5 protein-coding genes and 1 pseudogene are annotated in these 23,263 nt (G+C 66.0%); 5 read left to right on the top strand and 1 reads right to left on the bottom strand.

All coding sequences use genetic code 11. The annotated features are described in order from the left end of the window. The first annotated feature begins 126 nt into the window (after positions 1–126). From AVTE2539_RS25205 to AVTE2539_RS25195, 3 genes and pseudogenes are all read left to right on the top strand, one after another. Complete coding sequence (locus AVTE2539_RS25205; RefSeq protein WP_284414947.1) at positions 127–18,141, top strand: LysM peptidoglycan-binding domain-containing protein; 18,015 nt, start codon at positions 127–129, stop codon at positions 18,139–18,141. A gap of 38 nt (positions 18,142–18,179) precedes the next feature. Then, a complete protein-coding gene (locus AVTE2539_RS25200) occupies positions 18,180–18,593 on the top strand; it encodes a hypothetical protein (RefSeq protein ID WP_284414945.1) in 414 nt (137 codons plus the stop codon). Positions 18,594–18,724: 131 nt separating this feature from the next. Next, positions 18,725–19,040: pseudogene (locus AVTE2539_RS25195) on the top strand (transposase); the annotation flags it as partial. Here AVTE2539_RS25195 and AVTE2539_RS26320 read toward each other — a convergent pair. Next, positions 18,952–19,176 (bottom strand): transposase, encoded by a 225-nt coding sequence (locus tag AVTE2539_RS26320; protein WP_349817217.1) that lies wholly within the window; start codon positions 19,174–19,176, stop codon positions 18,952–18,954. The pseudogene AVTE2539_RS25195 and the gene AVTE2539_RS26320 sit on opposite strands and share 89 nt — an antisense overlap. A 57-nt stretch (positions 19,177–19,233) precedes the next feature. On the opposite strand from AVTE2539_RS26320, the gene AVTE2539_RS25190 reads away from it, so the two are divergent. Next, the gene (locus tag AVTE2539_RS25190; RefSeq protein ID WP_284414943.1) at positions 19,234–21,783 is read left to right on the top strand and encodes a LysM peptidoglycan-binding domain-containing protein; all 2,550 of its coding nucleotides are present in this window, start codon (positions 19,234–19,236) and stop codon (positions 21,781–21,783) included. Next, positions 21,753–23,261: an RHS repeat domain-containing protein gene (locus AVTE2539_RS25185; protein ID WP_284414941.1), complete on the top strand. Its 1,509-nt coding sequence runs from the start codon at positions 21,753–21,755 to the stop codon at positions 23,259–23,261. Before AVTE2539_RS25190 ends, AVTE2539_RS25185 begins: the two co-directional genes overlap by 31 nt. Positions 23,262–23,263: the final 2 nt, after the last annotated feature.

Below are 23,263 nucleotides of genomic sequence, written 5' to 3'. Positions count from 1 at the left end.
GCCCAATACCCACTCGATTTGGTTGGTCTTTCGCTCAACGGTTTTCCATTCCGATGGATGAGTTGGTGAGATGGGGCGTCTTAGTCACTGGACCTGCCCCGGTTAAACATCGAACGAGGGGTAGAGATGGTCGGTATCGTCAGCGGCAACAGTCTTGGGTTCGGCAACAGTTCCTTGGCCACGTTGGGTCAACGGGCTTCCCAGGGCAATGCATCCCAGGGGCGTGGCAATGAGCAGGTTTTTGTCAATGTGGCCACCGGCAATCTGGTGATTTCCGGCACCGACGATCAGTTGGTGGCGCACGGGGGCAGCTACCAGGCCGTCCGTACCTACAACAGCCAGGGCCTGCTCAACGACGACAACTCGGACAACTGGAGCACCGGTTTCTATCGCCGGCAACTGGTGCTGGCCGGGCAGGCGGGCCAGCAGGGCAGCACGATCACGCTCATCGGCCGCGATGGCGGGGGCGCACTCTTCACCTGGGACGCGGCCTCCAGCCGGTATGTCGGCACCGATGGCGCGGGGGCCTACGACCGCATCGAGTCGACCGGCTCCGGCTTCATCTGGACGGATGGCCAGACGCAGACCCGGGACTACTACGCCGCGGACACGGGCCGCCTCGACAAGACCGTGGATGCCAACGGCAACACGACAACCTACACCTATGGCGCGGATGGCAACATCGCGAAGGTCGTCAATGCGAGCGGGGAATCGGTCGTATACGACTACGCCGGGGGACTGCTGATGCGCGTGCGCGTGGCAGACCGGCAAGACGCCACCACCGTTCGCACCAGCTATGCCTACGATGCGCGCAATCGCCTGGCCAGTGTCACGGTGGACCTCACGCCCGCGGATGGCTCCACGGCCGACGGCAAGATCTACCGCACCAGCTACACCTACGACGGCGACAGCAACCGGGTGGCCACCGTCAGCCAGAGCGATGGAACGCAGCTGGCCATCCAGTACGTGCAGGTGGGTGCGGATTACAAGGTCGCCTCGCTGCGCGACGCCCTGGGCCAGACCTACCGGTTCAGCTACGACACCGCCGCGCGCACCACGCAGGTCACCGACCCTGCGGGCAAGAACGTTTCCTATGCCTATGACGCCAAAGGGCAGTTGCTCAGCATCGCCTCGCCGGGCACGGGTGGCGCGCCGCTGGTGCAGCGATTCGAATACAACGCCACTGGCGATCTGATCCGCACGACCGATGCGGACGGGCGCGCGGTGTTCATGGCTTACGACGCGCGGGGCAATCAGGTTTTGCAGCGCGATGCCTTGGGCAATACGGTGGCCCGCACCTACAACGCGGTGAATCAACTGCTGACGGAGACGGTCTACACCCAGCCGGATCCCGATGGCGACGGCGCGGGGCAGCCCTCGGGGGCACTCACGACGCGCTATGTGTACGACGATGCCAACGGCACCAACCTGCGTTTCGTGATCAGCGCCGAGGGCCGCGTCACCGAATACCGCCGCAACGCCTATGGCGAGGTGGTCGCGGTGCTGCAGCACCATGCATCGGCCTACGCGGTGGCCGGACTGGCCCGTGACGCCGTGCCGACCGCGGCCACGGTCGCCTCCTGGGCGGGGCAGCAGAACCTGCAGCAGGTGCGGCGCACGGACTATGTGCTGGATTTCCGGGGCCAGGTGCAGACGTCGACCACCTATTCGGCGACCGATGCCTCCGGCAATGGCGTGGCCGCCGGCAGCACCGTGGTCCGGCAGGTCTACGATCCCGCGGGCCGCCTGATCCAGACCATCGACGGCAAGGGCGCGACGACGGCCTATGCCTACGACGGAATGGGCCGGTTGCTCTCCACCACCGACGGCCTGGGGCAACTGGCATCCACCCTCTACGACGACGCGGGTGCGCGGATCGTCAACCAGGCGGTCAACGGCCTGCAGGAGACCCGGACGTACGACCGGGCCGGGCGCCTTGTCAGCCTTCAGCGCTCCGACGCAACGGCTGCGGACCTGGGCACCAGCACGTTCGTGTACGACGCCCTGGGCCGCCTGCGGCTCAGCCAGGATGCGACGGGCGTCAAATCCTGGATGCTGTACGACGATGCCGGCAGGAAGACCGCCGATGTGGGCGCGGCAGGCGAATTGCGGGAGTACATCTACAACGGATCGGGGCAACTCACGCGCACCATTGCCTACGCTACCCCCGTCGACACGCGTTTGCTCACGGCGGGCGATGGCAGCCTGGCCGACATCGCCGTGGCTGCGCTGCGCCCTGCCGGCGCGCCGTCCGACCGGACCGAGTGGAGCATCTACGACGGCGCTGGCCGGCTCTGGAAAACCGTCGGCAGCGATGGCAGCGTGACCGAGAACGTCTATGACGGCGCCTCGCGGCTGGTCACGACCCGCCAATATGCCAAGACGGTGGCCGTGGCCTCGCTCGGCGGCACGCCGGCGGGCAGCGCCGTCAGCCCGGTGGCCGACGCGGCGGCCGACCGCGTCACCCGCTACTTCTACGACGCCGACGGGTTGCGCACCGGCACGCTGGATGCCGAGGGGTATCTGCTGCTCAATGCATACGACGCGGCCGGCAGACTGGCGTCCACCACCCGGTTCGCCAAGCTGACCGATGCAGCCAAGCGCGCCAGCGGCACGCTGCAGGACCTGAAGCCCGCGACCAACAGCCAGGACATCGTCGAGCGCCGCGTCTATGACGAGAAGCACCAGCTCGTGGCCTTGGTGGATGGCGCGAGCTACCTGACCACGTTCGAGTACGACGCCAATGGCAATGCCACGAAGCAGACGCGCTATGCGACGGCGCTGAAGGCCGCCGTGGTGTCGTCGATCACCAGCGCGACCCCGGTGGCGCAGTTGCGTCCTGCGGCCTCGGGGCAGGATCAGGTTCGCCTGTCCGAATACGACGCACTCGGGCGCCTGGCTGCCGAGACCGACTACCAGGGAACGCGCACGGAGCATGCCTACGACGCCGCTGGCAACCGCATCCGCACCACGGTCGCGACCGGCAGCGAGGCACGCGCCCGGGTCAGCCGCTACGACGCGCAGGGCCGGCTGCTGGCGGAGCTGTCGGCCGAAGGGGCACGGCAACTGGCGTCGGCGCAGACCCAGGCGCAGATCGATGCCGTCTGGAACAGCTACGCCAAAACGCACACCTACGATCGGGCCGGCCGCAGGACCAGCACCACCGATACCAACGGCCTGCGCACGCTTTTCTTCTACAACACGGCGGGCCAGCTCACGCACACCGTCAATGCGCTGGGAGAAGTCACCGAGACCCGTTACAGCGCCCTGGGCCAGGCCACTGCGCAGGTGCGCTATGGCACGCGCATCAACCCGGGTGAGCTGACCGGATCGCAAGCCGGCGGGCTGGTCAACGCCAAGCTCCTGTCGCTGCTGCAGGCCGCGGCCAATCCCGCGCTTGATCAGATCACCCGCTCCACCTACAACGCGACCGGCACCCTGGCCAGCACGACAGATGCGCTCGGCTTCGCCACGAATTACGTCTACAACGCCTTCCGCGAGGAAACGCAGCGGACCGAGCCCACCGGGGTGTCCACGCCCAATACGGTCTTGCAGACCCGGTACGACCGGCGCGGCCTGGTGGCGGGCCAGACCCGGGATGCGGGGGCGCTGGCCGCCGTCACCGCTTACAAATACGACGCCTTCGGCAACCAGATCAGCGCCACGGACGCGCTGGGCCGGGTGCGCACGCGGACTTTCGACAAGCTGGGCCGGGAAGTCTCCAGCACCAACGCGCTGTGGGCCGTGCTGACCACCAAGTACGACGCGTTCAACCGCATCGTTTCGCAGGTCAATGCCGAGGGCAACACCACCACCTACGCCTACGACGCGAAGAACCGAACCGTCACCATCAGCACCGACGAAGGCCTGCTCCTGAAGCAGACTTACAACCGCCATGGCGACATGGTCCAGGTCTCGGATGCCCGCGGCAACGCGACCAGCTACACCTACGATGCGGACGGAAACCCGACCGGGGCATCGGCGCAGGCATGGCGCTTCGACACCAACGTCACCGAAACGGTCACCACGTCCAAGTCCTATGACCGCGCGGGCCGCCTGATGGAAACCGTGGATGCCAACGGCACACGCACCACCGTCGCATACGATGCCGCCAACCGCGTCATTACCCAGACGGTGGATGCGGGCGGGCTGTCGCTCGCCACGCAGTTCGCCTACGACCCGCTCGGACGCCAGATCCGCATCACGCAACCCGGCGGCACCGTCACCGAGCTGCGCTACGACGCCAAAGGCCAGCTCACCGAGCAACTGGTGGACCCCGCGGGCCTGGCCCTGTCCACGCGGTATGCCTACGACGCCCAAGGCCACACGCTGGAAGTGACGCGGCCCGAGGGCACGTTGACCCGTTACAGCTATGACGGCCTGGGCCGCCGGGTGCGGGAACAGGTGGACCCTGCGGGCCTGAACCTGACCCGCTTGTACACCTACGACCTGCAGGGCAACCTCACGAGCAGCGTGGATGCCAATGGCAACACGAGCTATTACCTCTACGACGACGAGAACCGCCAGACCCTGGCCATCGATGGCGCTGGCAACGTCAGGGAAACGGCCTACGACGCCCTCGGACGCATCAGCAAGCTCACCGAATACCGCCAGGTCATCGCCGACACGTCGGTGCTGCGCCGGTACGCCAGCGGCGGTGCATCGGTCGGCCCGGGCACCTGGGATTCGCAAGTGCGCGCGGGCATCGTGGCGTCTGCCACCGACAAGATCGAATACCGCACCTACGACGCCAACAACCATTTGCAGTCGGTCGTGACGGGCCTTGGCGAGGTGACCATCTATCTGCGCGACGGCAATGGCAGGGTAATGGAGCAGCGCAGCTTCGCCAACCGGATCACCATCGGCGGCTCCAGCGGCTGGACGCCCGGGACCCTTCCGCAGCCTGTGGCCAATGACGACCAGGACCAGCGCGTGCGCATGGCCTACGACGCCTTGGGCCGTGTGATCGTCTCGGTCGATGGCACGGGCGCCGCCACCAAGCTGCGCTACGACGCGGCCGGCAACGTCGTGGAACGGGTGCGGTATGCCAAGCCCATCACCGTCAGCGCCGATGCGTACGACGAGTCGTTCATCTTCCAGCTCGCAGCCCAGGAGGGCGCTGCGGGCAATGTGGTGGAAAAGAGCGCCTACGACCGGGCCAACCGCCTGGTCTGGAGCGCCGACGGAACGGGATCGGTCACGCAGTTGCGCTACGACGGAGATAGCCATGTCGTCAAGACGCTGCGTTTCGCCACGCCGATCACGACCGGCCAGCAGCCGCAGGACGTGGCTTCGGCGGGCGGCGATCAGGCGACCGACTATGTCTACGACGCGGCAGGGCGTCAGATCTATGTGGTGGGTGCGGGCGGTTCGGTTACCGGAAACGTGTACGACCGCAATGGCAACCTGAAGCAGCGCACCGAGTACGCGACGCTCGTCACGGCACCTACGGCGACGCGCGGCGCGGTGTTTTCGCCCGCCATTGCCAATTACGACCAGGCCAACATCGCGTTGGCGCTGCGCCCGCAGGCGGGCGACCGCACCGCGTCGTGGGCCTACGACCAGGCCGATCGGCAGGTGCTGGAGGTGGACGCGCTGGGCGCGGTCCGCCAGACCGCCTACAGCGGGAACCTCACCACCTCCACGGCATATGCCAAGACCGTCAACCTGGCGGGGGTGGCCCCCCGGGACATCACGCTGGCCCGCGTGCTGGGCATAGTGCAGAGCACGGGCCAGGACCGCGTCAGCACGCAACTCGTGGACGGCGCAGGCCGCATCTCTCGCACCGTGGACGCCGCAGGCTATGTGGTCGCACGAGAGTACGACGGGGTGGGGCAACTGAGCCATCTGATCGAATATGCGTCGGTGTCCGGAACGGCCTCTGCCCAGGACCGCCACACCCGCTACAGCTACGACGGCGCGGGCCGGCTGACCGGCAAGACCGATGCGCTGGGCTACCAGGAGAGCTACGCCTACGACGCACTAGGACACCGAACCAGCGTGACCAACGCGCTGGGTGCCACGTGGACCTACGCCTTCGACGCGGCGGGCCGGCGGGTGCGCGAAGCATCGCCGCCAGTGGCCAATGGCGCATCGGGCACCTCCAGCATCGTGACCCTGCTGGGATACGACGCCTTCGGCAACCTCGTTTCGCGCACCGAAGCGGCGGGTAGCGCGCAAGAGCGCACCACCCGCTACGCCTACGACGCGGATGGCAACCAGACCGGCACGACGACGCCCTTGACCCGCACGGCGGGCCGATACGACGCGCTGGGCCGGCTGGTGGAGACGACGGACGCCAATGGCGTGCGAACGGTGCTCGCGTACGACGCGGCCAACCGCGTGCTGTCGCGCACGGTGGACCCTGCGGGGCTGAACCTGGTCACCACCTACACCTACGACGCGCTGGGCAATGCCCTGAGCGTGACCGATGCCCAGGGCGTGACCACCCAGTTCAGCTACGACGCCAAGGGCCAGCTCGTGCGCCAGGCGGTGGACCCGTCCGGCCTGAACCTCGTCACCACGTATACCTACGATGCCATGGGTGGTCGGCTGAGCGTGACCGACCCCAACGGCACCGTCACCGCATACCAGTACGACGTGCTGGGCCGCAGGGTGCTGGAAGTCCTGGACCCGTCCACGGCCACGCATGCGGGCCTGAACCTCGCCAAGCGCTACGCCTACAACGCCACGGGCCAGGTCACGAGCGTGACCGACGCGCAGGGCCACGTCACGCGCTACGCCTACGACAGGCAAGGGCGGCAGCGCTTCGTGATGGATGCGGCGGGCAACCTGTCGGAGACCGTGTACGACGCGGCGGGGAGGGTGGTGCGCCAGACCCGCTACGCGCAGCCGGTTGCCGGAGCAGAAAGCCTGGCGCTGGACGTGGGAGAGTCGCAGCTGGAGGGCCTCAAGCGCCCCAATGCCGCGCAGGACCAGACCGAGCACCGCATCTACGACGCGGACAACCGGGTCACCGCCACCGTCAACGGTGCGGGCGACGTGGTGCGCCTCGTCTATGACGCCAACGGCCTGGTGACCCAGCGCACCGCCTATGCCAATCGCCTGGACATGGGCGCCTGGAGCCCGGGCAGCGACCCGCAGCCCGTGCCCAGCGCGGCCGATGCCGTCACCCGCACCGTCTACGACGCGATCGGGCGCGCGCGCTACACCATCGATGCCACCGGCGCGGTCGTCTCCCAGCGCTACGACGCGAGCGGCAACGTCACGCAGCGCATCAGCTACGCCAACCGCCTGGACCTGGCCGCCAAGCCCCTGTCGGCCGGCCCGAGCGAATCGGAGATGGAACTGCGCCTGGTGCAGATCTTCGATGCGGCGCGCGACCAGCACGTGCGCTACCGCTACGACGCGGCCAACCGCGTCACCTTCAGCGCCGACGGCGTAGGCGGAGTCACCCAGTACCTGTACGACAAGAACGGCAACCTCCTGCAGGCCACCCAGTACGCCACCCCGGCCGGCGCCTTCCAGTGGCGCGACGAAGGCACCATCGGGTTCCTGGGCAGCGCGGCCCAGCCGGGCCAGCACGCCCTGTACCCGCTGGACGCCCAGGGCAACGAGATCCGCACCGCGCTGCTGGGCTACGTGGACGACGCGGCCGCTGCCGGCAACACCGCGCTCTACCTGGCGCGCCACACCGACGGCAGCTACTACTACACCACCGACAGCGCCAACCTGGACTTCGTCAAGACCCTGCCCGGCTGGAGCGTGCAGGGCAGTGGCATCGTGGGGTACATCCGCACCGCGCCCGTGGCGGGCACCACCGCGCTGTACCGGCTGAACCGCCAGGGCACCAACGAAAACCGCTACACCACCTCGCGCAGCGAAGTCGATGGCATCCTCGTCAACGTGCCTCAGACCAGCCTGTCGGACCGCTTCACGCGCAAGGTCTACGACGCGGCCAACCGGCTCACCAGCCAGGTCGATGCCAGCGGCGCCGTCACCACCTACGGCTACGACGCGGCCGGCAACCTCACGCGCGAGACCCGGTACGCCGCGCGCGCCAGCGCCTACACCAACCAGGTGGCCGGCGGCGCGCTGCTCGCGGCGCCCACCGCCGTGGCGGGCGATGCCGACCGCACCGTGCGCCACCTGTACGACCGCGCCAACCGCGAGACCGTCTCCATCGACGGCGAAGGCGCCGTCACCGAGCGCCGCTACAACGGCATCGGTCAGGTCGTGTGGTCCCGGCAAGGCGCGGTGGCGCTCACGGCGACCCAACTGGCGGCGCTCGATGCCGCGCTGGCGCAGCAGGGCGTGCTGGCCGGCAGCGCCGTCGCCGGCTACCTCACCGCCAGCCCGGCCCAGGACCGTGTCACGCGCAACTACTACGACGCGGCCGGCCGGCTGGCCTTCGCGCGCGACGCGCTGGGGCAACTGCAGGGCTACGCCTACGACGGCGTGGGCCGCCTCACGGAGCGCACCGTCTACATGGCCGCGCAGAACGCGGACCACTGGCTGGACGAAGGCATCACCGGCTACACCCAGACCGCGGACGGCCCTGGCAGAAAACCCCTGTACCGCCTGAGCCGGGTGAGCGGCAGCAGCGACCACTTCTATACCACCGATGCCGCCGAGCGCGACCGGGCGCTGCAAAACGGCTGGCAAAGCGAAGGCAACGTCGGCTACCTGGACAGCGCCCCGGCCCCCGGCAAGGTGCCGCTGTATCGCCTGCGCCCGCCCGGCGACGGCAGCACCAACCACTACTACACCGCCAGCGAAGAGCTGCGTGCCAACGCCAAGCAGCAATCGGGCTGGATCGATGACGGCATCATGGGCTACATCGACGTCGCGCCCGGGCAGGGCAACGCCGCGCTGTACCAGATCAACGTCAACGGCACCGGCGAGCACTTCCACAGCCTGGGGCGCGCGGAGATCGACCTGGCGCTCACGCCGCAGCCGGTGCGCACAGCCGTCGACCGCATCGAACACATGCGCTACGACGCGGCCGGCAACCTCATCGCCAGCTCCGATGCGCCGCAACAGCCTGAAAGCACCACCACCTACGACGGCCTGGGCCACAAGACGTCCTTCACCAACAAGGCCGGCAGCACCTGGAGCTATGCCTACGACGCGGCCGGGCTGCTCGTGCAGGAAACCTCGCCCGAAGTCGTCCTGGCCGACGGACCCGCGCGCGTGGTCACGCGCATGGCCTACGACGCCCTGGGCCACCTCACCCAGCGCACCGAAGCGGCTGGCCGGCCGGAGGCGCGCACCACGCGCTACGAATACGACGCCCTGGGCCGCCAGATCAAGACCATCTTCCCGCCCGTGCCGGTGTACCAGGCGGAAAGCGCCAGTGCCTTGCTGGACAACGGCAGGAACGCCGCCGGCAGCCGCATCGACACCGTGGTCGCCGAGATCAGCAGCGAGACCCGCTACGACACCCTGGGCAACGCCGTGGCCGGGCGGGCCGCGGGCAGCACCGCGTGGAGCTACAAAGCCTACGACCGCGCAGGCCAGGTGGCCTACGACGTCGATGCGCTGGGCTACGTCACTGGCTACACCCGCAATGCCTGGGGCGAGACCGAGCGCCTGGTGCGCTACGACAAGGGCCTTGCGCTGCCTGCCGGCGGCGTGCCGCTGCTGCGCGAGATCGAAGTGCGCCAGGCCGTGCAGCCCGGCAGCGCCGACCGGGACATCCTCACCGGCTACGACCGCGCGGGCCGCGTGCAGGAAGTGCAGGAACCCTACGTCTTCTACTACGACAGCCAGACCGGCGTGCAGACCGCGGGCCGCAAGACCACCCGAAACGGCTACGACGCCTTCGGGGACCTGACCTCCGTCGCCGTCAACCTGGACGCCTCGCGCTGGGTCAGCACCCGGCACGGCTACGACCTGCTGGGCCGCCGCGTGAGCACCACCGATGCGCTGGGCTACGTCACCACCCAGGCGTACGATGCGGCCGGCAACCTCACGCGCCGCGTGGAGTTCGCCAGCGCCCAGAGCACCGCTGCCAGCGTTCCCAACACCGCTGGCGGCGACCGCGTGACCGACTACGGCTACGACCTGCTCAACCGCAAGACCACTGAGACCCGCCGCGGCGTGGCCTACACCGCCGCCAACGCGGGGGCGGGCAGCATCGGCGACGTGCTCCAAGAAAAAACGGGCGATCTCGTCACGCAATACGCCTACGACGCGCTGGGCAACCTCACGCGCACCACCGACGCCATGGGCGGCACCACCTACCAGTACTACGACGTGCTGGGCCGCGTGCGCGCCACCATCACCCCGGCCATCAACGTCGGCGTGGCCGCCAACGGCCAGGGCGCGGCCCCCGTCAACCCGCTCACCGAATTCCAGCGCGATGCGCATGGCAATGCAGTGACCACCACGCAGTACGCAAGCGGAGCCACCCTCTCGGGCGATGGCGCCAGCTACAGCCGCAGCGCCGCAGGGGGAGCAGACCGCACCAGCATCACGCGCTTTGATGCGCAAGGCCACACCATCGAAACCATCGATGCTGACAACAAGAGCCATTACTACGCCTACGACGCCCAGGGCCGGCTGGCCAAGGAGTGGCAGAACGTCACCTACCTGGACGATGCGGGCACCCGGCAGATGCAAAGCCTGTGGCGCGCGTACGCCTACGACGCGCTGGGGCGGCAGACCCACACCTACGCCCCGCTGCAACGCAACACCGACCCCACCCAGCTGAGCCTGGGGGACACCGAACTCACCTACAACGCGTTCGGCGAAGTCACGCGCAAGCGCGTCCTGGACGCCGGGGTAGCGCTGCAGGGCGATGAAACCTACGAATACGACAACGCCGGCCGCGCCTGGCGCAGCAATGCCGGCGACGGCGTCGCCAAAGTGCTCGCCTACAACCTGCAAGGCCAGCAGACCCTGCAGCTGGTGGCCTCCGGCAGCATCGATCTGGCCGGCTACCGCACGGCCATGGAGGCGCTGGGCGGGCAGGCCGAAGTGGGCGAGCAGTTCCGGCGCACCGAAATGCGCTACGACGTGCTGGGCCGCCTGGTGCAGACCCTCGCGCCCGAACGCGCGAGCGAGCAGACCATGGCCATCACCACGCGCCAGAACCTGCTGTACGGGGTCATCTCCCAGAGCGAGGTCGCCAACGGCGTGGTGGGGCAAAGCCGCAAGAACCAGGTGAACCTCGTGTGGCGCTCGCTGCAGGACCTGGGCAGCGGGGACGTGCGCATCACGCTGCAATACCTGTCCGAGGGCTACAAATACGGCAACCAGGAAAGTCCCGATCTGCAGGCGCAGAAATCCGTCACCCGCAGCATCGTGGTGAGCGCCGAAGAGGCGATGACCGGCTACGCGTTCCAGTGGGAATCGCCCCTGTCGCAAGAGGCCGGCATCGCCCGGGGCATCGCATCCATCCAGAAGATCCAGGTCGAAAAACTCGACATCTTCGGCAACTGGGCCACGCTGTACGACGTGCAGCAGCCCACCGCGAGCGCGGTCGAGCTCAACTGGACGGAAAGCGCGAGCCCGGGCTACATCTGGAACGAGGCGGGCGAGGGCCGCAAGCCCATCTACCGCTACTACAACCGCTACAACGACACCCACCTGTTCAGTGCCAACCCGGCGGACCGCGAAGCGCTGCTGAACCAGCGCACGGGCTGGCTGGACGAAGGCATTGCCGGGTACGTTGCGCAAAACCCCGGGCCGGGCCTGGTGGAGCTGTACCGCCTGGGCAAGGCCGGCACCGACATCTCGGTCTACACCTCCAGCGTCGCCGAGCGCAACCGGCTGCTGGGCAGCGGCTGGGAGAGCCGGGGCATCGATGGCTACGTCGCCGCTCCCGGCAACGATGCGGGAGCGATGGCGCAGCAGGGGATGACCAAGCTCTACGCCCTGCAGCACAACCGCACGAGCGGCGTGGACAGCGAGTGGACCGACGGGCTGTACACCACCTCGCTGAGCGAGCGCAGCGCGCTCATGCTGGGCCGCAAGGAGCAGACGCAGTCGCAGACGGACCCGGTCTTCGGCGGCACCAAGAGCACCCCCGTGGGGCAGGTGACTATGCTCTACGGCCAGATACCCAGCCAGAGCATCGAGGTGAGCCTGCCGCAGGACGTGGTGAGCACGCTGCGCATCGAAACGCGCAGGACCGGCACCACGCAGTGGGTGCAGAGCACCCTGAACGCCTCCAACCTGCGCACGTTCGGCTCGGCGCACCGCATCGACCTGGGCGGCCTTGGGCTGGCGGCCGGTGGCTACGAGTACCGCGTCACCAACGCGAAGGGCGATGCGGTGCGCGAAGTCGGCACGGGCACCTTCGCCATCACGGGCAATGGCGTGTCCGACGCCGACAGCGCGCCGCCGCTGCAGGGCGTTGCCGTGATCCGGGCGACCATCGACGGGCGGGCCTACCCGGTGCTGCAGTGGCCGCAGCCGGCGCAGAACCAGGGCGTGGTCTACCGTTGGCGCCCTCAGGGCAGCAGCGTGTGGACGGCTTCGCGCACGGTCGGCACCGGCGTAGTCGCCTATGGCGACGGGCGCACCAGCGGGTTTGGGGTGGGCATGCAGGGCGTGTCGCTGGACATGAGCCCGGGCGTGTACGAATACGAGATCGTGGTGACCAATGCGTTCGGTGGCACCGCCCAGCGGGCCAAGGGCGTGGTGACCATCCCGCAGGCGATGTCGGTGCGCGACACCACGCCCCCCATCGTGATGGCCAACAACAACGTCACCAATCTGGGCATCGTGGGCTATCTCTGGGACAGCCCGGCGGCGGATCGCAAGCCGCTGTACCGCTATTACTTTCTGTACCAAGGCAACGCCCACCACATTTCCACGGCCGATGCCAACGTCATTGCCGAGTTCGACGGCATCATCGCGCGGGACGCGGCGGCGGGAGCGCCGCCTGCGATGGTCAAGGAAGGCATCCTGGGGTACGTGCAGACCTCTCCCACGGGGTCCAACCAGCGGCTGTACCAGTACATCTACGGCGGCGACACCGTATTCCGGCTCACGGCCAACCCGGCGGATGTGGGCAGCTACCTGCCCATCTATGCGGAGCCCAAGAGCGATCCGAACTTCCACTTCAACCCGGGCACCTGGTACCAGAACGCGTACCAGAACGACGGCTACATCTCCAGCGTGCCGGTGGATGGGACCACGGCGCTGTACTCGGTCTACAACGGCAATGCGGTGGGCGGGCGCAGCCTGGGGGACTACCTGACCACCCCCAGCGAATACGAGATCACCTCCACCTTCATGCTGCGGGCTGTGACGGCGGCCACGCAGACCGTGGGCGGCGTGGGCATGGGCCGCGCGGTCATCGACGGGACCGATCACGCGGTGCTGCAATGGCCGCAGCAGGAGGCGGGCGTGCGGGTCAAGATCACGGCCTCGCCCGGCATCCCCGGCGGCACGCCAGCGCCCTACCTGTTCCGCCAGGGCGATGGGCGCTCGCAGTTCGCCGGTGGCGCGGCGCTGCAGGGCTTCGTGCTCGATGGATTGAACGGGGGCACCACCTACCAGATCCGCATCGAGATCGAGCACCCCGCGAGCGGCAATCAGAAGGCCTACATCGCCCGCACGGACGTGGCGATCACCGTGCCCTCCACCGGAGCCAATGGCCAGGTGACCATGGCGGACACGACGCCTGCGTACGTGCCGCAACTGCGTGCGCAGACCCAGGTGCAGGGCGGCTTGAGCGCCCGGCCGGTGACCGCACGGGAATACGACCGTTGGGGCAACGTGGTGGCGATCGACGAGACGCAAGGGCTGGGCGCGGGCAAGCTCGTGCGCACGGCCACGCTGCGCTATGACGCCAACAACCAGGTGGTGGAGCAGCGGCGGCTGCACGAGGACGGGAACTTCGCGCAATCGTGGGCGAGCACGAAGATCTACTACGACGCGCTGGGCCGGCAGGTAGGCCTGCGCGATGCCAACGGCAACCTGAACGCGCAGGTGCGCGATCTGGCAGGCAACGTGGTGCAGGAGCGGCATGCCGACGGCGGCCGGATCGACAGCGCGTACAACGCCTTCGGGGACAAGGTGTCCTCGGCCGAGCGGGTGACGGACAGCCGCACGGTGGTGACGAAGTACAGCTACGACAAGCTCTCGCGGCTGGAGCAGACATCGCTGGCGCAGGGCATCTCGCGCTACGAGGTCAACGGCACGGGCGGGGCGGTCAACACCGCCACACCTGCGGACGGCGCACTGCACGCCTCCAACGGCGTGGACATCAGCGGCGCGATCACGCAAACGGTGCTGGAGACCAACCAGTACGACGAAGCGGGGCGCAAGGTGCGGGTGGTCAACGGCAATAACGAAGCCACGCGCTACCGCTACGACCGGGCGGGCAATGTGGTGCTGAGCGGGCAGGAGACGGTCAAGGTCACCGACCCCCTCAAGAAACCCGGGGTCGACAACACCCCGGTGGCACCGCTGGCCTACCAGATGCGCTACCGCTACGACGCGCTGGGCCACAAGGTGGGCCAGACGGACGCGGCCGGCATGAGCCAGTCCTGGACCTACGACACCTTCGGGCGCCTGATTGGGCGCACGGACGGCAAGACGGGCGGCGGCACGGTGGACTTTCAGTACGCCTACAACCGGGCGGGCGACCTCACGCACGAGGGCAATGGGGCCGGCAAGAGCCTGGACTATCGCTACGACGGTGCAGGCCAGAGGATCGAGATCCGGGACAACTACCTGGGCCAGACCACGAGCTACGGCTACGACCTGGCGGGCAATCGGGTGTCGGAGAAGATGGCGCAAAAGACGCTGCTGTCCTCCGGGGTGCTGGACAACGTGGTGTACCAGGACAACCACCTGGTGTACGACGCGCAGAACCGGCTGCGGGCGGTGTTCGACAGCCGCGCGGACGTGCGCATCACGTACGACCTGGCGGGCAACCGCTCGCAGGTGACGACGCACGTGATCAACACCATCCGCCCGGATGCGAAGTCGCAACCGGCGAACGTGGTGGTGCAGGACCAGCAGGTGATCCACACCAGCACCACGGCGTATGGCTACGACACCATGAACCGGCAGATCCGAAGCCAGGAAGTGTCCTCGGTCACGGGTGCGGTGGACACGCACCAGTACCGCTACGACTACGCCGGCAACCGGACCCAGGACCAGACCTACAGCGGCGGGCCGATAGAAGGCTCACCCAACGGCAAGCTGGAAAAAACCTACAACTACGTCTACGACGACCTGAACCGGATGGCCAGCTACACCGGTTATGGCGTGGCCGAGCGCACGGACCAGATCCTGTACGACGGCGCGGGGCGGCAGGTGTATGCCAAGTCGCTGGTCAAGGCCAACAACCTGTGGAACGAGGAGCACCGCTACAACCGCTATGACGCCACGGGCAAGCTGCAGGACACGCGCATGGTGCTGCGGCGCGACGACACCAAGGCGGTGACGCAGCGCACGGACGTGGCCTACCACGATGCCGATGGTGTGACGGGACTGGGCTACGACGCGGCGGGCAACCTCCTGGGCAACCGGCAGGTGAGCGATGGCAACCAGGGCAACGCCACCACCACGAAGTACGACTACCAATCCCTGAACGGCAGCTACCAGCAGACCGGCTCGAGCGCCACCCGCGGTGGAACGAACGCCACCACGCGGACCTGGCGCGATGCCAACGGCTTCGTGAGCAACATCGAGCAGACCACCGGTGCGGCAGACGAGCGGTTCAACCGCGCCTTCGTGAACGACGTGCAGGGCAACGCCGTGTACGTGAACCAGGGCGCGGGCCACACGGGCCGTGTGCAGAACCAGCCCGGCGGCTACCTGGGCGGCTGGGTGGGCGACTCGGTCAACCCGGGCCACGTGCAGCGCCAGCTGGTGGCCAATGGCGAGGTCCTGGCCCGCTACGGCGACGCGCCGGACAGCGAGAACCCGCCGGCCAACGCAGGAGACATCCCCAAGTACGTGGACACGGCCGAGTTCCGGCTGAACGCGGCGCCGCTGAAACTCAAGGGGGCGAACCTGGACGCGATCGCTTACACGGTGGTGGGCGGGGAGACGCTCAAAGACATCGCGCGCAACATGCTGGGCGATGCCAAGCTGTGGTGGCGCATTGCCGAGGCCAATGGCCTGGCGGTGTCGGGCGACGGGCAGCTGGCAGCGGGGCAGACGCTGAGCGTGCCGAAGCTGGCGCTGAACGCGAACAACGTGGACACGTTCCAGCCGTACGACCCGAGCCGGGTGACGGGGAGCATGGATCCGAACCTGCCGGCGCCTGCGGGACAGGGTGGGGGTGGGTGTGGGGGCCTGGGCAAGATCATTATGGTGGTCATTGCCGTCGTGGTGACGATCTATACGGCCGGTGCAGCGGCTAGCGCTTTGGGTACAGCGTTCGCACCAGCTGCGGGAGCAGCCGGCATAACGGTGGGAGGTACTACCTTGACAGCGGCTGGCGCCGCTCTTGCTTCTGGGATGGGGGCGGTCGCAGGCTCGATTGCCAGTCAAGTTGCTGGCATTGCAATGGGCTTGCAGGACGATATCAACTGGAAGGGCGTTGCACTTTCTGCCATTGGCGGTGGCATCGCTGGTGGCTTGGCAGGTACCAGCTTGTTGGGTGGCAGCGGTTTCGACGTGTCGGTTGCCCGCGCCGCAGTGGGCAATGCCATGTCACAAGGAATAGGGGTTGTCACAGGCTTGCAGGACCGCTTCGATTGGAAGAGCGTGGCTGCCAGCGCGGTGGGCGCTGGCGTGGGCTGGGGCATGAACAATGCGCTGGGCTTGACCGATGCCAATGGCATGAGGCTGCCCCAAGCCGCGGGACCTGAGTTGTTTGCAAAGGCAGGCTTGAGCGGGTTTGCGGCGGGCTTGGCGACGGCCGTGGCCCGGGGCGGGAGGGTCAGTGTGCAGCAGGTGGCGACCGATGCGTTTGGCAATGCGCTGGGGGAAAGCCTAGCTCAACAGAATAGCGGGCTGAAGAGTTGGATCAATGCATTTGAGAATCCCACCAATTACGGCAATACACCTGGGGTGCAGGTAGCCGATGCAAGTCGTTATGCTGCTGAAAGCTCCTTGCAGGTCCCCGAGAGAAGTGATAGTTCAAATGGCTGGTACTCAACGGAACCCGGTTGGATGGAGATGGTTGAAAAAATTCCTGGTGGGGTTGAAGTCAGAGCAAAGCGCGAAGACACGACAGGCAATGCCACTTTGGACGAAGCACTCACCTCAGGGGTTGCACCGTTGATATCGGTAGCGAGCTGGGTGCATGGTGGCGCTCAATTCGCATCTGATCAGGTCTGGGCGATTGGCAATTTTGTGACGGGTGGCTGGCTGTCAAATCACAACAGTTCAGCCCAAGACGCTCTCGCTCGCAATACGGCGCTGGTCCAATCTGCCATTGGCATGCCTAGGCAAATTTCCGGACTTGCACTCAGAGCGGTCACGGGTAACTGGCAGGGAATGGACCCCCTCAACTCGCAGCAGATCGGCGCACTCAATGCCAAGGGCGATCGATTAGGTGCTAAGGTCTTAGCAGGACAAACTGCTTTGAACATAGGCGGACTTGCTGCTGGCGGTTTTGGAGCAGTACGGAGCAGCATCGCGGTGGGTAGCGCTGCCCGCACGGGGGCGATCATGGCGATGGAGGATGCAGGGGCAAATTTGGCAGCTCCTCGAAGACTTAATTCACAGTTTGGGGGAGTGCTTGTAGATGGAGTTGGCAGTACCGGAAGTGCTGGCGCGCAACGAACCGTGTTGTCTACTAGCGGTGTATCCGAGCAAGCGCAATTGGCTTCATCCATGATTCCCGGACTCTCTGCAACACAGGCTAGAGCCTTGCTTGATGCGGCCTTCAATCCGAACAAGCCTGTGGAGGTGGTGTTGGGCGGTAGCCGAGTTCGATCATATTTTGGTGAAGGCACATTCCGATTGGATAGTGACCTGGATATCGGCTTCAATGCGAAGATGAAGAACAACCAAGTTGACCGAATCCTTGATGCTTTTGATGCGCAAGGTCTACTGCAGTCGGAACGAGGGATACGAATCTTCTCGGGAAATAATCCACCGAGTGGCCCAATCATCAGCCCGCAAGAATTCTTCCAGAGGTCTGGTTTACGAGGTCCGTTTCCCCCGGAGCGCGCGGGTCAGCCGTTCGGTCCTTCGGGATTTATTTCGTTCCATCCAGATGGAACCATTACCATCGTTCGGCCCGGAGGAGGTCTGTGATGCGGCATTGTGAGATTGGTAACATGGTAGTCGACTGTTTGACTGTTGCTGTCGACTTTCATTCTTTTGGCAAGGCCCTTTCGCCTCAATATGCGATTGCGTACCGTTTTACCGTCGACTTCATCGATGCCATCGAAAGTTTCTCAAACTTCTATCGGATTTTTATAGAACGAGAGGCTGAGGATGAGGGCTTTGAAGAAGATCTTGAAGGAGACTATCTACGCCTTCAACAAACTGGATACTTACCATTTGAGCAGATGCTTAAGGAACAGCCAGATTTGTTGGCAAGCGTGCTGTTGAAGATTTTGCCTTCTGAGTTCATGGGCTACTTGTTCCAATACAATGATTCCACGAGCAAGCCCTCCTTTGTTCTTCAAACGCTGACGAACGTTGAAATAGGCGGCGGCCATATTAGCTGTGAGGGGGCATCTTTTCGATTCCCAAGTAGATGATTTGGCAATACTGGAAGCGGTATGGCTGGTGCGGCTACCAAGTGGTCGCGAATTAAGGGCAGATTCGGGGGAGCATCTCGCGAGGTAGGTTCAATTGTGGACGTCGAGTCTGGAGCGGCTTTGTTGCAAAAATTGCCCCGCTTGACCGGCGCCCGTGGACTGACGGCGCGAAAGAAGCGAAGAACAGGCAGCGGAGCCAGTACCGCACGACGAACTGGAATGAGTACAACGCGGCGCTCAAGGCGAGGATCGTTGACTATGTGGCTCGATGAGAGCATGCAGTGGTTCGCTACGCCGACCGGCAAGCGCGGGTGCAGCCCGACCTTCTCGGAAACAGCCATCCAGTCCTGCTTGAGCATCAAGTGCCTGTTCGGTCAGCCTTTGCGCCAGGCGCTGGGCATGGTACAGAGCCGGCTGCGGCTGGCCAAGCTGGACTGGCCTGCGCCAGCCACCGCCGCACGGCTGTCTCGCCCAGCGTCATGTCGCGGCAGACATCTTCAACGCTCAGGCCGCGCTCGCAAACCATCTGCACGACTTGCAGTTTGAACTCCGCATTGAATGTCCGTCTTTGTCTCTTGGTCATGTTCCTCGTCCAGGTGGATTCCACCTATCAAGGTGTCTGGGGAAATTAGACCAGCACATGGTGGTGCGGCGCGACAACACCAAGGCGGTGACGCAGCGCACAGACGTGGCTTACCACGATGCCGATGGCGTCACGGGCTTAGGGTACGACGCGGCGGGCAACCTCCTGGGCAACCGGCAGGTGAGCGATGGGGACCAGGGCAACGCCACCACCACGAAGTACGACTACCAATCCCTGAACGGCAGCTACCAGCAGACCGGCGCGAGCACTTGGCGCGGCGTCTTTAACGGCACCAAGCCCCCCGATGCCGCGACGAAGACCTGGCGCGACGCCAACGGCTTCGTGAGCAACATCGAGCAGACGACGGGCGCGGCCGACGAGCGGTTCAACCGCGCGTTCGTGAACGACGCGCAGGGCAATGCGGTGTATGTGAACCAGGGCGCGGGCCACACGGGCCGCGTGCAGAACCAGCCCGGCGGCTACCTGGGCGGCTGGGTGGGCGACTCGGTCAACCCGGGCCACGTGCAGCGCCAGCTGGTGGCCAATGGCGAGGTCCTGGCCCGCTACGGCGACGCGCCGGACAGCGAGAACCCGCCAAACCCAGGAGACATCCCGAAGTATGTGGATACGGCCGAGTTCCGGCTGAACGCGGCGCCGCTCAAACTCAAAGGGGCGAACCTGGACGCGATCGCCTACACGGTGGTGGGCGGGGAGACGCTCAAAGACATCGCGCGCAACGTGCTTGGCGATGCCAAGCTGTGGTGGCGCATTGCGGAGGCCAATGGGTTGGCGGTGTCGGGGGACGGGCAACTGGCAGCGGGGCAGACGCTGAGTGTGCCCAAGCTGGCGCTGAACGCGAACAACGTGGACACGTTCCAGCCGTACGACCCGAGCCGGGTGACGGGGAGCATGGACCCGAACCTGCCGGCGCCTGCGGGGCAGGGCGGGGGCGGGTGTGGGGGACTGGGCAAGATCATCATGGTGGCCATTGCCGTCGTGGTGAGCGTCTATACCGCAGGGCTTATGAGTGGTGCTTCTGGAAGTCTCTTGACTACCATGCAGGCTGGAATGGGGGTTATGAGCGGTGGCACGCTGGGTGGCGCTGTCGGTACCTTTGTGGCTGGCAGCATGAGCACTGCAGGCGTCGTTACTACCGCTGCAGCAGCAGGTGCAATGGGCTCCATTGCCAGCCAGATCGTTGGCAATGCCATCGGTGCGCAAGACGGGTTCAACTGGAAGGGTGTGGCCCTCAGCGCGTTGGGCAGTGGCGTAACCAGCGGCCTGGGTGCCTCTGGCTTGCTGCCCACCACCGATAGCGTGTTTGCCAATGCCGCGCTGCGGCAAGCCGTGTCCAGCACGATCTCGCAGGGAGTGGGCGTGGTGACAGGACTGCAGCAGCGATTCGACTGGAAGAGCGTGGCCGCTGGTGCGGTGGGCGCTGGCGTTGGGGCCTCGGTGGGACAAGCGCTGCAGAGCGCAAATGCCTTCAGCAGCTTGGGCGGCGGCTTCGGCACCGATCTGGCGCGGGGCGCGGTGTCAGGCTTCGCTGGTGGGATGGTGACGGCAGTGATGCGTGGCGGGCGGGTGAGTGTGCAGCAGGTGGCGACCGATGCGTTTGGCAATGCTTTGGGGCAGAGCTTGGCAGCGGGCAGCCAGCTACAGCCGGAATCCATATACAGCTTGGGTGGCACAGGGGCCCAATTGCCCAACCAGGATGCCTTGGCACAGCGACAGTCCGAATATGACCAGATGGTCGATTCTTTCGGCAATCCGAATGTCTATGGCCGGGATGATGACGTGCTGCTGGCTGCAGGGCCAGGATACAGCGGCGGTATGGGCCAAAGCGACCGGGATCGCAACATTGCGCGCATGCTCGAAATAGCCAATCGGCCCGACGCCAGTTCCATGGAATCGATCCGGCAGGCGGACGGGATGGGGTCGACCGGCATCGGCAGCGGTGACCGTTGGATTCCCAATGGGAGCAGTGATCTTGATGGGGGCACGGTGGTCGGCGGCAAGATGACGCAGGCCGAGATGGACGAGTTCGACCGGCTCAATGCATCAGAGGTCGATGCGGCCAGGATCGCGCGTTACGGCTCCATCAGCGCTTACCAGCCTTCGGCATGGGAACGCACTTGGCTCTCTCCAGAGGTCCAGCATGTGATGAACAACACCATCACGGGCAAGGTGGTGGGCAGTGTTGTCAACACTGCCGGTTCCATTGCTGCATCGATACGCTCGGACCGCTACAACTTTGCCACGGGAAGAACCCTCAACCCGGTCGAGCAGCGCAATGCGAGAATCGACAGCGTTCTCAACTTGGGAGCGAGCCTGATCCCCGGAGGCGGAGCGGTGGGGATGATACGCACGGAGATGGCAGAGGCGCGGACGCTCAGTGCGGCGGCGGCTCGTCGTATGGAGTTGAACGCCAAGTTCGGCCGCAGCGGCAACTTGGACCTCGATATCAACGCGCGAGGCGCGGCGTCATTGCGCAACGAAGTGGATCGTTTGGTCAGCGAAGGGCATGCAGTGGGTCGTCACGGCGAGCGGGTCACCGAACTAGGCTGGGCCGGCAGGTGGGCCTGCGCGATGCCAACGGCAACCTGAACGCGCAGGTGCGCGATCTGGCGGGCAACGTGGTGCAGGAGCGGCATGCCGACGGCGGGCGGATCGACAGCGCGTACAACGCCTTCGGCGACAAGGTGTCCTCGGCCGAGCGGGTGACGGACAGCCGCACGGTGGTGACGAAGTACAGCTACGACAAGCTCTCGCGTCTGGAGCAGACGTCGCTGGCGCAGGGCATCTCGCGCTACGAGGTCAATGGCACGGGCGGGGCGGTCAACACCGCCACACCTGCGGACGGCGCACTGCACGCCTACAACGGCGTGGACATCAGCGGCGCGATCACGCAAACGGTGCTGGAGACCAACCAGTACGACGAAGCGGGGCGCAAGGTGCGGGTGGTCAACGGCAATAACGAAGCCACGCGCTACCGCTACGACCGGGCGGGCAATGTGGTGCTGAGCGGGCAGGAGACGGTCAAGGTCACAGCCCCCCTCAAGAAACCCGGGGTCGACAACACCCCGGTGGCACCGCTGGCCTACCAGATGCGCTACCGCTATGACGCGGTGGGCCACAAGGTGGGCCAGACGGATGCGGCCGGTATGAGCCAGTCCTGGACTTACAACACCTTTGGGCGCCTGATCGGGCGCACGGACGGCAAGACGGGCGGCGGCACGGTGGACTTCCAGTACACCTACAACCGGGCGGGCGACCTCACGCACGAGGGCAATGGGGCCGGCAAGAGCCTGGACTATCGCTACGACGGTGCAGGCCAGAGGATCGAGATACGGGACAACAACCTGGGCCAGACCACCAACTACGGCTACGACCTGGCGGGCAACCGGGTGTCAGAGAAGATGGCGCAAAAGACGCTGCTGTCCTCCGGGGTGCTGGACAACGTGGTGTACCAGGACAACCACCTGGTGTACGACGCGCAGAACCGGCTGCGGGCGGTGTTCGACAGCCGCGCGGACGTGCGCATCACATACGACCTGGCGGGTAACCGCTCGCAGGTGACGACGCACGTGATCAACACCATCCGCCCGGATGCGAAGTCGCAGCCGGCGAACGTGGTGGTGCAGGACCAGCAGGTGATCCACACCAGCACCACGGCGTATGGCTACGACACCATGAACCGGCAGATCCGAAGCCAGGAAGTGTCCTCGGTCACGGGTGCGGTGGACACGCACCAGTACCGCTACGACTACGCCGGCAACCGGACCCAGGACCAGACCTACAGCGGCGGGCCGATAGAAGGCTCACCCAACGGCAAGCTGGAAAAAACCTACAACTACGTCTACGACGACCTGAACCGGATGGCCAGCTACACCGGCTACGGCGTGGCCGAGCGCACGGACCAGATCCTGTACGACGGCGCGGGGCGGCAGGTGTATGCCAAGTCGCTGGTCAAGGCCAACAACCTGTGGAACGAGGAGCACCTCTCCAACCGCCGTGAAGCCACGGGTAAGCGCGCAATGAACGGGTGTGAGTTTTTCCTAACTGATACCAATCTGATAATTTAAAT

Source organism: Acidovorax sp. SUPP2539 (assembly GCF_030158975.1).
Taxonomy (GTDB): domain Bacteria; phylum Pseudomonadota; class Gammaproteobacteria; order Burkholderiales; family Burkholderiaceae_C; genus Paracidovorax.
This window is presented reverse-complemented; position numbering and strand designations above follow the sequence as displayed.

What these genes read in the sequence shown, in the direction of transcription:
- AVTE2539_RS25190 (WP_284414943.1), top strand. Translation starts at nt 19,234, where the DNA reads ATGGTGGTGCGGCGCGACAACACCAAGGCGGTGACGCAGCGCACAGAC.
- AVTE2539_RS25205 (WP_284414947.1), top strand. Translation starts at nt 127, where the DNA reads ATGGTCGGTATCGTCAGCGGCAACAGTCTTGGGTTCGGCAACAGTTCC.
- AVTE2539_RS26320 (WP_349817217.1), bottom strand. Translation starts at nt 19,176, where the DNA reads ATGACCAAGAGACAAAGACGGACATTCAATGCGGAGTTCAAACTGCAA.